Below are 14,351 nucleotides of genomic sequence, written 5' to 3'. Positions count from 1 at the left end.
TTGTGATTCCAGTCACCAAATATCGTTATTAACCCTCCCTTTCACTGGCTAACTACGAAAACTTATTTTATCATTCAAAAAATCGAAACGGATTGATCCTTACCGATGCAAAACCAGGTTACGCTTAATACTGCACAGAGACTCAATCCGCCAATTGCTTACATTTACTTTTGAGGTGAAGAATGAGACTGATCCCCCTGAATACCGCTGAACAAGTCGGCAAATGGGCTGCTCGCCATATCGTTAACCGTATTAACGCGTTCAAACCAACGGCAGATCGCCCGTTCGTTCTGGGCCTGCCGACGGGCGGTACTCCGCTGACAGCTTATAAGGCATTGGTTGAAATGCATAAAGCGGGCCAGGTGAGCTTCAAGCATGTTGTTACTTTCAATATGGACGAATATGTTGGCCTGCCGAAAGAGCATCCGGAAAGCTATCACAGCTTCATGCATCGTAACTTCTTTGATCACGTTGATATTCCAGCAGAAAACATCAACCTCCTCAATGGTAACGCGCCGGATATTGATGCAGAATGCCGTCAGTATGAAGAAAAAATCCGTTCTTACGGTAAAATCCACCTGTTTATGGGCGGTGTAGGCAACGATGGTCACATCGCGTTCAACGAACCAGCCTCCTCTTTGGCTTCCCGTACCCGCATCAAAACGCTGACTCACGACACGCGTGTTGCTAACTCACGCTTCTTTGACGGCGACGTAAGCCAGGTGCCTAAATATGCCCTGACCGTGGGCGTGGGCACCCTGTTGGATGCCGAAGAGGTGATGATACTGGTACTGGGTCACCAGAAGGCGCAGGCGCTGCAAGCCGCCGTTGAAGGCAACGTTAACCACATGTGGACCATCAGCTGTCTGCAGTTGCATCCAAAAGCCGTTGTGGTGTGCGATGAGCCTTCCACCATGGAACTGAAAGTGAAAACGCTGAAATACTTTAACGAGTTAGAAGCGGAAAATATTAAAGGTCTGTAATTGATGTCTCCGCCCTGTCGATAAGTTGCAGGGCGGCATTTTTTGAAATCGGGGGTCGGAATGTATGCTTTAACCCAGGGCCGGATCTTTACCGGTCACGAAATTCTTGATGACCATGCGATTGTTGTCGCCAATGGCCTGATTGACAGCGTTTGCCCACTGACTGAGTTACCGTCAGGAATTGAACAGCGCTCACTGAATGGGGCCATTATTTCCCCCGGTTTTATCGATGTACAGCTAAACGGCTGCGGTGGCGTACAGTTTAACGATACGGCAGAAGCCGTGACCGTCGAAACGCTGGAAATCATGCAGAAAGCCAATGAAAAATCAGGCTGCACCAACTATCTGCCTACGCTTATCACCACCAGCGATGACCTGATGAAACAAGGCGTTCGCGTCATGCGTGAATACCTGGCGAAACACCCGAATCAGGCATTAGGACTTCATCTGGAAGGTCCGTGGCTGAATCTGGTGAAAAAAGGCACCCATAATCCGGGATTTGTCCGTCAACCGGACGCTGCGTTGGTTGATTTCCTGTGCGATAATGCTGACGTGATAACCAAAGTGACGCTGGCGCCAGAAATGGTCCCGGTAGAGGTCATCACCAAACTGGTAAATGCAGGTATCGTGGTTTCCGCCGGTCACTCCAATGCGACGGTAAAAGAGGCCAAAATCGGCTTCCGCGCAGGGATTACCTTTGCAACGCATCTGTTTAATGCCATGCCTTATATAACGGGCCGCGAACCGGGCCTGGCGGGCGCTATTCTTGACGAAGCCGATATTTATTGCGGTATCATCGCTGATGGTCTGCATGTTGACTACGTTAACATCCGTAATGCCAAGCGCCTGAAAGGCGACAAGCTGTGCCTGGTCACCGACGCGACCGCGCCGGCAGGTGCCAATATTGAACAGTTCATTTTCGCTGGTAAAACAATATACTACCGGAATGGATTGTGCGTTGATGAGAACGGTACATTGAGCGGTTCATCATTAACCATGATTGAAGGCGTACGCAATCTGGTCGAACATGCGAATATCGCTCTCGACGAAGTGTTACGCATGGCAACGCTCTACCCTGCTCGCGCCATTGGCGTCGACAAACGACTCGGCAGCATCGCGCCAGGCAAAGTAGCCAACCTGACTGCGTTTACGCACGACTTTAAAATCATCAAGACCATCGTTAATGGCAACGAGGTCGTTACTGAGTAAGAGAAAGAATGACACCAGGCGGACAAGCTCAAATAGGTAATGTTGATCTCGTAAAACAGCTTAACAGCGCGGCGGTTTATCGCCTGATTGACCAGCATGGGCCAATCTCGCGTATTCAAATTGCCGAGCAAAGCCAGCTTGCCCCCGCCAGCGTAACCAAAATTACGCGTCAGTTGATCGAACGCGGGCTGATCAAAGAAGTCGATCAGCAGGCCTCCACCGGGGGCCGCCGCGCTATCTCTATCGTCACCGAAACCCGCAATTTCCACGCCATTGGCGTACGTCTGGGCCGTCACGACACGACGCTCACGCTCTATGATATGAGCAGTAAAGTGGTCGCCGAAGAGCATTACCCTCTCCCGGAGCGCACCCAGGAAACGCTGGAGTATGCGCTGCTCAACACCATTGCCACTTTTATTGACAGCTGCCAGCGGAAAATCCGCGAGCTGATTGCGATTTCCGTCATCTTGCCCGGCCTGGTTGATCCTGAAAGCGGCGTCATTCGCTATATGCCGCACATTCAGGTCGAAAACTGGGGGCTGGTCGAGGCGCTCGAAAAACGCTTTAAGGTTACCTGCTTTGTCGGTCACGATATCCGCAGCCTGGCGCTGGCCGAGCACTATTTCGGGGCAAGCCAGGATTGCGAAGACTCCATTTTAGTGCGAGTTCACCGCGGAACCGGGGCGGGAATTATTTCCAATGGCCGAATTTTCATCGGTCGCAATGGCAACGTGGGCGAGATTGGTCACATTCAGGTTGAACCGCTGGGTGAGCGCTGTCACTGCGGTAACTTCGGCTGTCTGGAAACCATTGCCGCCAATGCCTCTATCGAGCACCGCGTGCAAAACTTACTGAAACAGGGTTATCCCAGCCGACTCACGCTGGATGATTGCAATATTAAAGCTATCTGTAAGGCGGCAAATAAGGGCGATAACCTGGCAGCAGAAGTGATTGAACACGTTGGTCGCCACTTGGGTAAAACCATCGCCATCGCCATCAACCTGTTTAACCCACAAAAAATCGTCATTGCAGGCGAAATTACTGAGGCAGATAAAGTGCTGCTGCCTGCAATAGAAAGCTGTATCAACACGCAGGCGTTGAAAGCGTTTCGCCACAATTTACCGGTGGTTCGTTCCACGCTGGATCACCGTTCCGCCATTGGCGCCTTTGCGCTGGTGAAGCGTGCGATGCTCAACGGGACATTGCTGCAACGTTTGCTGGAAAACTAATGCTCTCATATAGTAGTGGATTACTATAAGACTCATAACTAATTCCCTGGGTTGTTCATGACCATTAAGAATGTAATTTGTGATATCGACGGCGTGCTGATGCACGACAATGTCGCCGTACCGGGTGCGGCAGAATTTCTGACCGGGCTCCTGGAAAAAGGCCTGCCGTTAGTTCTGCTGACTAACTACCCTTCACAGACCGGGCAAGATCTGGCAAACCGCTTCGCCACCGCGGGAGTGAATGTCCCCGATAGCGTCTTTTATACTTCCGCCATGGCTACCGCTGATTTTCTTCGTCGCCAGGAAGGCAAAAAAGCCTACGTGGTAGGTGAAGGCGCGTTAATTCATGAGCTGTATAAAGCCGGGTTTACCATTACCGACGTGAACCCCGATTTTGTGATTGTTGGCGAGACGCGCTCCTATAACTGGGACATGATGCATAAAGCAGCATATTTTGTCGCTAACGGCGCGCGTTTCATCGCCACAAACCCGGATACTCACGGCCGCGGCTTTTATCCCGCCTGCGGTGCACTGTGCGCCGGTATCGAGAAAATCTCTGGCCGTAAGCCGTTTTATGTCGGCAAACCCAGCCCGTGGATTATTCGCGCGGCGCTCAACAAAATGCAGGCGCACTCGGAAGAGACCGTTATCGTTGGCGATAACCTGCGTACCGATATTCTGGCGGGCTTCCAGGCCGGTCTGGAAACCATTCTGGTATTGTCTGGCGTCTCAACGCTTGACGACATCGACAGCATGCCGTTCAGACCGAGCTGGATTTATCCGTCCGTTGCTGAGATAGACGTCATTTAATCTCTTTGGCCGGATAACAATACCTGCAAGTTATCCGGCCTGAAAAACACACCCATTCAATAAATTCATCTTTTCACTGCTGATTCATCAATAATAGCGCTCATTACGTAATCTTTTTTCACCAATCAGCAATGACCATTGCGTTTTTTATTTTCCGCACCGTAATTCGCTTGCGCCCTCTCCCGCTTTGCGGCATTTTCTTTATCAAGCAAACATAAAAAGCATCACGCAACAGGTTAACGGAGAAGGTTATGTGTTCTATTTTTGGCGTATTCGATATTAAAACTGACGCAGTTGAACTGCGTAAAAAAGCCCTGGAATTATCTCGTCTGATGCGCCATCGCGGCCCGGACTGGTCAGGTATTTACGCCAGTGATAACGCCATTCTGGCGCACGAACGTCTGTCCATTGTCGACGTCAATGCCGGTGCTCAGCCTCTGTACAACGTGAAGAAAACGCATATCCTGGCGGTTAACGGTGAAATTTATAACCATCAGGCGCTGCGCGCGGAATACGGCGATCGCTATCAGTTCCAGACCGGTTCAGACTGCGAAGTTATCCTTGCGCTGTATCAGGAAAAAGGCCCGGAGTTCCTGGATGACCTACAAGGCATGTTTGCTTTTGCCCTGTACGACAGCGAACAGGACGCTTATCTGATTGGTCGCGATCACATCGGGATCATCCCACTGTATATGGGGTACGACGAACACGGTAACTTCTACGTCGCGTCTGAAATGAAAGCCCTGGTTCCGGTATGTCGCACAATCAAAGAATTCCCGGCCGGTAGCTATTTGTGGAGTAAGGACGGCGAAATTCGTCAGTATTATCAGCGTGATTGGTTTGATTACGATGCGGTCAAAGACAACGTGACCGATAAAAACGAGCTGCGTCAGGCGCTGGAAGATGCGGTGAAAAGCCATCTGATGTCAGATGTTCCTTATGGTGTACTGCTGTCCGGTGGTCTGGATTCCTCGGTCATTTCCGCGATTACGAAAAAATACGCGGCGCGCCGTGTTGAAGATCAGGAACGTAGCGAAGCCTGGTGGCCACAGTTGCACTCCTTCGCCGTCGGCCTGGAAGGCGCACCGGATCTGCAAGCCGCGCAAGAGGTCGCGAACCATCTGGGTACCGTGCACCATGAGATCCACTTCACCGTGCAGGAAGGTCTGGATGCTATCCGCGACGTGATTTATCACATCGAAACCTACGATGTCACAACGATCCGCGCCTCAACGCCGATGTACTTAATGTCGCGTAAAATTAAAGCGATGGGCATTAAAATGGTGCTGTCGGGTGAAGGCTCTGACGAAGTATTCGGCGGCTATCTCTATTTCCACAAAGCGCCAGACGCGAAAGAGCTGCATGAAGAAACCGTGCGTAAGCTGCAGGCGCTGCATATGTTCGACTGCGCCCGCGCCAACAAAGCGATGTCTGCCTGGGGTGTGGAAGCTCGCGTGCCTTTCCTGGATAAGAAATTCCTTGATGTGGCGATGCGCATCAACCCGCAGGATAAAATGTGCGGCAACGGCAAAATGGAAAAACATGTGCTGCGCGAATGTTTTGAATCTTACCTGCCTGCCAGCGTCGCATGGCGTCAGAAAGAGCAGTTCTCTGATGGTGTCGGTTACAGTTGGATCGATACCTTGAAAGAGGTGGCTGCTGAGCAAGTTTCTGACCAACAACTGGAAACCGCCAGCTTCCGTTTCCCTTACAACACGCCATCGTCTAAAGAAGCGTATTTGTACCGTGAGATTTTTGAAGAATTGTTCCCGGTTGCCAGCGCGGCGGAATGCGTGCCTGGCGGACCATCAGTAGCCTGTTCTTCCGCCAAAGCGATTGAATGGGATGAAGCGTTTAAAACCATGAACGATCCCTCTGGTCGTGCGGTTGGCGTACATCAGTCCGCTTATAAATAAGTTAATCCTTAGAAAAGAGCCCTACGGGGCTCTTTTTTTATGTCTGTTTTCTGTGCAAAAAAACAATTAATAACTAATAATTGCCGAATATTGCGCCATGCTGTTCGCAACCTAACCAAACAGTCACATTCCAGCTATTTTCAATGAAAAAGGGGTTGACGCTTCAAGGCTCAATACGCATAATGCGCCCCGCAACGCCGATAAGGTTACGCGAAAAAAAGATGGCTACGTAGCTCAGCTGGTTAGAGCACATCACTCATAATGATGGGGTCACAGGTTCGAATCCCGTCGTAGCCACCATCTTTTTTGCGGGAGTGGCGAAATTGGTAGACGCACCAGATTTAGGTTCTGGCGCCGCAAGGTGTGCGAGTTCAAGTCTCGCCTCCCGCACCATTCACCCGTAAGCGTTGCACGGATGGGGTATCGCCAAGCGGTAAGGCACCGGTTTTTGATACCGGCATTCCCTGGTTCGAATCCAGGTACCCCAGCCATTTTTTCTTCGATATAGCGGTTCACCGCAACGGTCATTGGGGTATCGCCAAGCGGTAAGGCACCGGTTTTTGATACCGGCATTCCCTGGTTCGAATCCAGGTACCCCAGCCATCGAAGAATATAATAGTATCAGGCTACGTAGCTCAGCTGGTTAGAGCACATCACTCATAATGATGGGGTCACAGGTTCGAATCCCGTCGTAGCCACCATATTAAGGACGTATCGACTCGTTCGGTAAAGCCAAAATATTGTTGGGGTATCGCCAAGCGGTAAGGCACCGGATTCTGATTCCGGCATTCCGAGGTTCGAATCCTCGTACCCCAGCCAATTTCAAAAGTCGTCCACATTGTGGGTGCGCCCGTTGGGGTATCGCCAAGCGGTAAGGCTCTGGTTTCTGATACCAGCATTCCGAGGTTCGAATCCTCGTACCCCAGCCATATTAAAAAAGCTCGCTTCGGCGAGCTTTTTGCTTTTCTGCGTTTATCGCCAGATGGCGCTCCGCTTATCAGGCCTACGTATTTCCCCCGTAGGCCTGCCTGAATTACAATCCTAACGCATACTTCAAGGCCTGACGTTTCAGTACGCCTGCGCGCTCTGCGGCCATTAACCCGAGATTACGCATGATACGCAGCGGCTGCAGGTTGTTGCTGAATCCGGCGTAGAACAGATCCATCCCACTCTGCATAATGAAATTATCAGTCATACGACGATTCTGATAGCGCTTCAGTACCGGCTGACTGGCCCAGGATTCACCGTAGCTGCGCGCATTAACCAGCACGTCAATCAGCGCATCCACATCACGGAACCCCAGATTAACGCCCTGCCCCGCCAGCGGATGAATGGTATGCGCGGCATCGCCCACCAACGCCAGACCTGGCTGGACATATTGTAGCGCGTGACGACGCGTAAGCGGGAATGCCCCCGCCGCCACAGGCGTAACGTTGCCGAGTCGCGACGGGAAGTGTTTGGCGATCTCCACCTGCAGTTGCGACATGCCCAAACCCTGCAGTTGGCGGATACGCGCCGGTGAGTCATACCACACCAGCGAGGCCCAGTTATCAAACAGCGGTAAAAATGCGCGCGGACCGTCAGGCGTGAATTGTTGCCAGGTGCTGTCGCCAGGTGCGTTCTCGCATTGTACGGTGATTAACATGCAGGACTGCGCGTACTGCCAGGCATGAATACCAATCCCGGCCATTTTCCGCACCTGAGAATTTGCGCCGTCCGCGCCGATCACCAGCTTCGCGCTGATTTTCTCACCGCCAGCCAGTTCAAGCTCGTGACGATCATCATGCTGATGCAGAGAGATCAATGACGCCGGTACGCGCAGCGTGACTTTCGGGTGGGCTTCCAGCGCCTGCCAGAGTGCCTGTTGCAGAACCGTGTTTTCCACCATATAACCCAGCAAAGGTAACTTAAGCTCGGCGGCATCAAACATTACATGGGCATTTTCCCATTCCCACGTTTCCAGACGACGGTAAGGATGACTGCGCATACCCTGAACTGTATCCCAGACCCCCAGCCCTTTCAGCAACGACACCGAGGCGGAGCTAATGGCGGAAATTCTGACATCGGGCTGTCCATCAGCCACAAACGGCGCGGGAACGGCATGTTCAATGACCGTTACCGTAAATCCATGCTGCGCCAGTCCAAGCGCCAGCGCGCCGCCGACCATCCCCCCGCCGACAATGGCAATTTCCGTTGGTTGATTTGTCATGTGGTCAATCATCCTGTTACATGTATTGTGTAAGTTTACAGGATTTTTTACCCCTTGAGGCTGACATCCGTCATACTGGTCACAACCGCGCCAAAGCAGTACACTATGCGCCCTGCATTTCAGCCACAATTTCGCAAGAGCAAGTCGATGACCAAAAAACTCCATATTAAAACCTGGGGCTGTCAGATGAACGAATACGATTCATCGAAGATGGCCGATCTGCTGGATGCCACTCATGGGTATCAACTGACCGACGTGGCGGAAGAAGCGGATGTGCTGCTGCTGAATACCTGCTCAATCCGTGAGAAGGCTCAGGAAAAAGTTTTCCATCAGTTGGGCCGCTGGAAGCTGTTAAAAGAGAAAAACCCCAATCTCATCATCGGTGTCGGTGGCTGTGTCGCATCTCAGGAAGGCGATCATATTCGCCAGCGCGCCCACTACGTCGATATTATTTTTGGGCCGCAGACTCTGCATCGCCTGCCGGAAATGATCAACAAAGTACGTGGAAGCACTAGCCGTAGCCCGGTAGTTGATATCAGTTTCCCGGAGATCGAAAAGTTTGACCGCCTGCCGGAACCGCGTGCTGAAGGTCCAAGCGCGTTTGTGTCCATCATGGAAGGCTGTAATAAATATTGTACCTACTGCGTGGTGCCCTACACCCGCGGTGAAGAAGTCAGCCGCCCGGCGGATGACATCCTGTTTGAAATCGCTCAGCTTGCGGCGCAAGGCGTGCGTGAAGTGAACCTGCTGGGGCAAAACGTGAACGCCTGGCGCGGTGAGAACTATGATGGCACGACAGGATCGTTTGCTGACCTGCTGCGCCTGGTTGCGGCGATCGACGGCATTGACCGTATCCGCTTCACCACCAGCCATCCGATCGAGTTCACCGATGATATCATTGAAGTTTATCGCGATACGCCGGAGCTGGTGAGTTTCCTGCACCTGCCGGTACAGAGCGGTTCAGATCGCGTACTGAATCTGATGGGACGCACCCATACCGCGCTGGAATATAAAGCGATCATTCGCAAACTGCGCGCGGCGCGTCCGGACATTCAGATTAGCTCAGATTTCATCGTTGGCTTCCCTGGCGAAACCACACAGGATTTCGAGCAGACCATGAAGTTGATTGCTGACGTGAATTTTGACATGAGCTACAGTTTTATCTTCTCTGCGCGTCCTGGCACCCCGGCTGCCGATATGGTTGACGACGTACCAGAAGAAGAGAAAAAACAGCGTCTGTATATCCTACAGGAGCGTATTAACCAGCAGGCCATGGCCTGGAGCCGCCGTATGGTCGGCACAACCCAGCGTATTCTGGTTGAAGGCACATCACGTAAGAGCATCATGGAGTTGTCAGGGCGTACCGAAAACAACCGCGTGGTGAACTTTGAAGGCACCCCGGAAATGGTCGGTAAGTTTGTGGATGTTGAAATTACCGATGTCTGGACGAACTCCCTGCGCGGTAAAGTGGTGCGCACCGAAGACGAAATGGGCCTGCGCATCGCAGAATCCCCTGAGTCGGTCATTGCGCGTACCCGCAAAGAAAACGATCTGGGCGTAGGTATTTACCAGCCTTAATCTTCTGGCCCGTCAGCTCTGACGGGCCTTGTATTTCCTCCCGCAATCCCCATATTTATTGCAATGCTTGCGCCTTTTCCCTATGGCGTGAATAATTTCCTTAGATGCCGGTAAATGTTCAGCGTCCGGCGAGACATGCTAAAGAGGAACAGTTTGAACATAGACACTCGCGAAATCACCCTTGAACCCGCAGACAACGCCCGTCTGTTGAGCCTTTGCGGTCCATTTGATGACAACATCAAACAGCTTGAACGTCGCCTCGGCATCGAAATTAACCGTCGGGATAACCACTTTAAGCTGACCGGTCGCCCAATTTGCGTCACCGCTGCGGCTGATATTTTACGCAGCCTGTATGTCGATACCGCCCCAATGCGCGGTCAGACACAGGACATTGAACCTGAGCAAATTCATCTGGCGATTAAAGAAGCGCGTGTGCTTGAGCAAAGCGCGGACAGCGTGCCGGAATTTGGCAAAGCGGTGAATATCAAAACCAAGCGCGGAGTGATTAAACCGCGTACGCCGAACCAGGCGCAGTACATCGCTAACATCCTCGATCACGACATCACCTTCGGCGTTGGGCCTGCGGGTACGGGTAAAACGTATCTCGCGGTTGCCGCTGCGGTCGATGCGCTTGAGCGCCAGGAGATCCGTCGAATTCTGCTGACCCGTCCGGCAGTGGAAGCCGGCGAAAAACTGGGCTTCCTGCCAGGCGATCTGAGTCAGAAAGTCGATCCCTATTTACGTCCTCTGTATGACGCGCTGTTCGAAATGCTCGGTTTTGAGAAGGTCGAAAAGCTGATCGAGCGTAACGTCATTGAAGTGGCACCGTTGGCCTATATGCGCGGTCGTACCTTGAACGATGCGTTCATCATTCTTGATGAGAGCCAGAACACCACCATCGAACAGATGAAAATGTTCCTGACCCGTATCGGCTTTAACTCCAAAGCGGTCATCACCGGCGATATCACTCAGATTGACCTGCCGCGTAGCACCAAGTCCGGTCTGCGTCATGCCATTGAGGTGCTGGCCGAAGTCGACGAGATTAGTTTTAATTTCTTCCATAGCGAAGACGTGGTTCGCCACCCGGTAGTCGCCCGTATCGTCACGGCGTATGAAGCCTGGGAAGAAGCAGAACAGAAACGAAAAGCCGAGCTGGCAGCGGAACGCAAGCGCGAAGCTCAGGAGCAGGAGCAAAAATGAGTCAGGTTATTCTCGATTTACAGCTGGCATGTGAAGACGAATCTGGTTTACCCACAGAAAGTCAGTTTCAGGGCTGGCTGGATGCGGTAATCCCGCAGTTTCAGGAAGAGTCTGAAGTGACGATTCGTCTGGTTGATGACGCGGAAAGCCACGAGCTGAACCTGACCTATCGCGGGAAAGATAAATCAACCAACGTGCTCTCTTTCCCGTTTGAAGCCCCGCCGGGCATTGAGATGCCACTGCTGGGCGATCTGATCATCTGCCGCCAGGTGGTTGAGAAAGAAGCGCAGGAGCAAGGTAAACCGCTTGAGGCCCACTGGGCGCACATGGTGGTGCACGGTAGCCTGCATTTACTCGGCTACGACCATATCGAAGATGATGAAGCGGAAGAAATGGAATCCCTTGAAACAGAGATTATGCTTGCTCTGGGCTATGAGGATCCGTACATTGCCGAGAAGGAATAAGCCGTCGGGCATCTGCCCGGGCTTCCCATGAAGCCATGCGCTGAGTTTACGCGCATTGAGCGACCTATTAACTAACATGAGAACCCATACGACGCCATGAGCGACGACAATTCACACAGTAGTGACACGTTAACCAGCAAAAAGGGATTTTTTTCCCTGTTACTGAGCCAACTTTTCCACGGTGAACCCAAAAACCGCGACGAACTGTTGGAGCTGATCCGTGATTCCGGGCAGAACGACCTTATCGATGAAGATACGCGTGATATGCTCGAAGGGGTGATGGACATTGCGGACCAGCGCGTTCGCGACATCATGATCCCCCGCTCTCAAATGATTACCCTGAAACGCAACCAGACCCTGGATGAATGCCTCGATGTCATTATCGAGTCAGCCCACTCGCGTTTCCCGGTGATCAGCGAAGACAAAGATCACATTGAAGGGATTCTGATGGCCAAAGATCTGCTGCCGTTTATGCGCAGCGATGCCGAAGCCTTCAGCATGGAGAAAGTGTTACGCCAGGCGGTTGTCGTACCGGAAAGCAAGCGTGTTGACCGCATGCTGAAAGAGTTCCGCTCTCAGCGTTATCATATGGCTATCGTCATCGACGAGTTCGGCGGTGTCTCTGGTCTGGTGACCATTGAGGACATCCTTGAACTGATCGTTGGTGAAATCGAAGATGAGTACGACGAAGAAGACGATATTGATTTCCGTCAGCTCAGTCGCCACACCTGGACCATTCGCGCGCTGGCGCCAATTGAGGACTTCAACGAAGCCTTTGGCACCCACTTTAGCGACGAAGAAGTCGATACCATTGGTGGTCTGGTCATGCAGGCCTTTGGTCATCTTCCCGCTCGTGGGGAGACTATCGACATTGATGGTTACCAGTTCAAAGTGGCAATGGCCGACAGCCGTCGTATTATTCAGGTTCATGTCAGAATTCCGGACGACTCACCCCAGCCCAAACTGGACGAATAAACCCGAAACTGGATCTAAGACTACATGGCATTTGCCTCACTAATTGAACGCCAGCGCATTCGCCTGCTGCTGGCGTTATTATTCGGTGCCTGCGGGACGCTGGCTTTCTCTCCGTATGACATCTGGCCTGCGGCGATCGTATCGCTGATGGGCCTGCAGGCTCTCACCCTCAACCGCCGTCCACTTCAGTCAGCCGCTATCGGCTACTTCTGGGGCCTGGGATTGTTTGGCTCCGGCATTAACTGGGTCTACGTCAGCATCGCGCAGTTTGGCGGTATGCCAGGTCCGGTTAACGTTTTCCTTGTGGTACTGCTTGCCGCCTACCTTTCACTCTATACCGGTCTGTTTGCTGGCGTGTTGTCACGCCTGTGGCCGAAAACAACCTGGCTACGCGTCGCCATTGCCGCGCCGGTTGTCTGGCAGATAACCGAGTTCCTGCGCGGCTGGGTCCTGACCGGCTTTCCGTGGCTGCAGTTTGGTTATAGCCAGATTGATGGCCCGTTAAAAGGGCTGGCGCCGGTGATGGGCGTTGAAGCGATTAACTTCCTGCTGATGATGGTCAGCGGCCTGCTGGCGCTGGCGCTGGTGACGCGCAACTGGAAACCGCTGATTGCTGGCGTGGTGCTTTTCGCTCTGCCCTTCCCGCTGCGCTATATCCAGTGGTATACGCTTGAGCCGGAAAAAACAACTCAGGTTTCGATGGTACAGGGTGACATTCCGCAGTCACTGAAGTGGGATGAGGGTCAGCTACTTAACACGCTGAAAATTTATCTCGACGCCACCCAGCCCGAAATGGGTAAATCACAGCTGATCATCTGGCCGGAGTCCGCTATCCCGGACCTGGAAATTAACCAGCAGCGTTTTTTGAGCATGATGGATGATCTGCTGAAATCGAAAAACAGCACATTGATTACCGGTATCGTAGACGCGCGGCTGAATAAGCAGAACCGTTACGACACCTACAACACCATCATCACGCTGGGTAAAGACAGCCCGTACAGCTACGACTCCAGTAACCGCTACAATAAAAACCATCTGGTTCCATTTGGCGAGTTTGTCCCGCTGGAATCGATCCTGCGCCCATTAGCGCCGTTCTTTGACCTGCCTATGTCGTCGTTCAGCCGCGGGCCGTATGTGCAGCCACAGTTGCATGCGCACGGCTTTAAGCTGACCGCAGCAATCTGCTACGAAATCATTCTTGGCGAACAGGTTCGTGATAACTTCCGGCCGGATACGGACTATCTGCTCACCATCTCTAACGATGCGTGGTTTGGTAAGTCTATCGGCCCGTGGCAGCACTTCCAGATGGCGCGTATGCGTTCCCTGGAACTGGCGCGCCCGCTGTTGCGTAGCACCAACAACGGTATTACGGCGGTGATTGGTCCACAGGGTGAAATTCAGGCGATGATCCCGCAGTTTACCCGCCAGGTTCTGACCACCAGCGTAACGCCAACCACGGGCTTAACCCCGTATGCCCGTACCGGTAACTGGCCGCTATGGCTGCTTACCGCACTGTTTGGCTTTGGCGCGCTGGTAATGAGCCTGCGCCAGCGTCGTAAATAACCTTCCTTCCCCAGGCCGGATAACGATGTGTTTATCCGGCCGACAAACTCCCTACCTTGCCCATTCTGGCACGTCTATTGCTTTGTTATACAAGGCAAACGCAGTTTTGGCTGAATGTGCAACCTGGTCGCACCAAAGTTGATCTTTGGTAGCACCTGAAACGTGCAACAAGATATTTTTGCCCCCAAATGGTGCGGCGCACTTCGCAAAAATAA

The 14,351-nt window shown here is 52.4% G+C and carries 11 protein-coding genes and 7 tRNA genes; 17 read left to right on the top strand and 1 reads right to left on the bottom strand.

Features of this window, described 5'->3' with window-relative positions:
* Positions 1 to 182 precede the first annotated feature (182 nt).
* From nagB to FOB24_RS08850, 12 genes are all read left to right on the top strand, one after another.
* On the top strand, positions 183 to 983 hold the full coding sequence (gene nagB / locus FOB24_RS08905; protein ID WP_003022803.1) for a glucosamine-6-phosphate deaminase: 801 nt from the start codon (positions 183 to 185) through the stop codon (positions 981 to 983).
* A 60-nt stretch (positions 984 to 1,043) separates the two neighbouring features.
* Positions 1,044 to 2,192: an N-acetylglucosamine-6-phosphate deacetylase gene (gene nagA / locus FOB24_RS08900; protein WP_085047510.1), complete on the top strand. Its 1,149-nt coding sequence runs from the start codon at positions 1,044 to 1,046 to the stop codon at positions 2,190 to 2,192.
* 8 nt (positions 2,193 to 2,200) lie between these two features.
* Entirely contained in the window at positions 2,201 to 3,421 is a 1,221-nt protein-coding gene (gene nagC, locus FOB24_RS08895; RefSeq protein ID WP_038638799.1) for a DNA-binding transcriptional regulator NagC, read from the top strand.
* Between the two features lie 57 nt (positions 3,422 to 3,478).
* On the top strand, positions 3,479 to 4,231 hold the full coding sequence (gene nagD, locus FOB24_RS08890; RefSeq protein ID WP_150344797.1) for a ribonucleotide monophosphatase NagD: 753 nt from the start codon (positions 3,479 to 3,481) through the stop codon (positions 4,229 to 4,231).
* A gap of 251 nt (positions 4,232 to 4,482) precedes the next feature.
* The gene (gene asnB, locus FOB24_RS08885; RefSeq protein ID WP_038638793.1) at positions 4,483 to 6,147 is read left to right on the top strand and encodes an asparagine synthase B; all 1,665 of its coding nucleotides are present in this window, start codon (positions 4,483 to 4,485) and stop codon (positions 6,145 to 6,147) included.
* A 223-nt stretch (positions 6,148 to 6,370) separates the two neighbouring features.
* Positions 6,371 to 6,447 (top strand) — tRNA-Met (locus FOB24_RS08880).
* An 8-nt stretch (positions 6,448 to 6,455) separates the two neighbouring features.
* Positions 6,456 to 6,540: transfer RNA gene (locus FOB24_RS08875), tRNA-Leu, on the top strand.
* Positions 6,541 to 6,563: 23 nt separating this feature from the next.
* A tRNA-Gln gene (locus tag FOB24_RS08870) sits at positions 6,564 to 6,638 on the top strand.
* Positions 6,639 to 6,675: 37 nt separating this feature from the next.
* Positions 6,676 to 6,750: transfer RNA gene (locus FOB24_RS08865), tRNA-Gln, on the top strand.
* A 21-nt stretch (positions 6,751 to 6,771) separates the two neighbouring features.
* Positions 6,772 to 6,848, top strand: a tRNA-Met gene (locus FOB24_RS08860).
* A 43-nt stretch (positions 6,849 to 6,891) separates the two neighbouring features.
* Positions 6,892 to 6,966: transfer RNA gene (locus FOB24_RS08855), tRNA-Gln, on the top strand.
* A 35-nt stretch (positions 6,967 to 7,001) separates the two neighbouring features.
* A tRNA-Gln gene (locus FOB24_RS08850) sits at positions 7,002 to 7,076 on the top strand.
* Positions 7,077 to 7,180: 104 nt separating this feature from the next.
* Here FOB24_RS08850 and ubiF read toward each other — a convergent pair.
* Complete coding sequence (gene ubiF, locus FOB24_RS08845) at positions 7,181 to 8,356, bottom strand: 3-demethoxyubiquinol 3-hydroxylase (RefSeq protein WP_137351033.1); 1,176 nt, start codon at positions 8,354 to 8,356, stop codon at positions 7,181 to 7,183.
* A 147-nt stretch (positions 8,357 to 8,503) separates the two neighbouring features.
* Here ubiF and miaB point away from each other — a divergent pair, with 147 nt between their 5' ends.
* From miaB to lnt, 5 genes are all read left to right on the top strand, one after another.
* Positions 8,504 to 9,934, top strand: a complete 1,431-nt coding sequence (gene miaB, locus FOB24_RS08840) for a tRNA (N6-isopentenyl adenosine(37)-C2)-methylthiotransferase MiaB (protein WP_085047762.1) — start codon at positions 8,504 to 8,506, stop codon at positions 9,932 to 9,934.
* A gap of 153 nt (positions 9,935 to 10,087) precedes the next feature.
* Positions 10,088 to 11,134 (top strand): PhoH family protein, encoded by a 1,047-nt coding sequence (locus tag FOB24_RS08835; protein ID WP_019076268.1) that lies wholly within the window; start codon positions 10,088 to 10,090, stop codon positions 11,132 to 11,134.
* A complete protein-coding gene (ybeY, locus tag FOB24_RS08830; protein ID WP_003835559.1) occupies positions 11,131 to 11,598 on the top strand; it encodes an rRNA maturation RNase YbeY in 468 nt (155 codons plus the stop codon). Before FOB24_RS08835 ends, ybeY begins: the two co-directional genes overlap by 4 nt.
* A 96-nt stretch (positions 11,599 to 11,694) precedes the next feature.
* Entirely contained in the window at positions 11,695 to 12,573 is an 879-nt protein-coding gene (gene corC, locus FOB24_RS08825; RefSeq protein ID WP_038638785.1) for a CNNM family magnesium/cobalt transport protein CorC, read from the top strand.
* A gap of 24 nt (positions 12,574 to 12,597) precedes the next feature.
* Entirely contained in the window at positions 12,598 to 14,136 is a 1,539-nt protein-coding gene (lnt, locus tag FOB24_RS08820; protein WP_038638779.1) for an apolipoprotein N-acyltransferase, read from the top strand.
* Positions 14,137 to 14,351 lie beyond the last annotated feature (215 nt).

This window comes from Citrobacter werkmanii (assembly GCF_008693645.1).
In the GTDB taxonomy this organism is placed as follows: Bacteria; Pseudomonadota; Gammaproteobacteria; order Enterobacterales; family Enterobacteriaceae; genus Citrobacter; species Citrobacter werkmanii.
The sequence above is the reverse complement of the archived record's forward strand: the minus strand, read 5'-3'. Positions and strand labels throughout refer to the sequence as shown.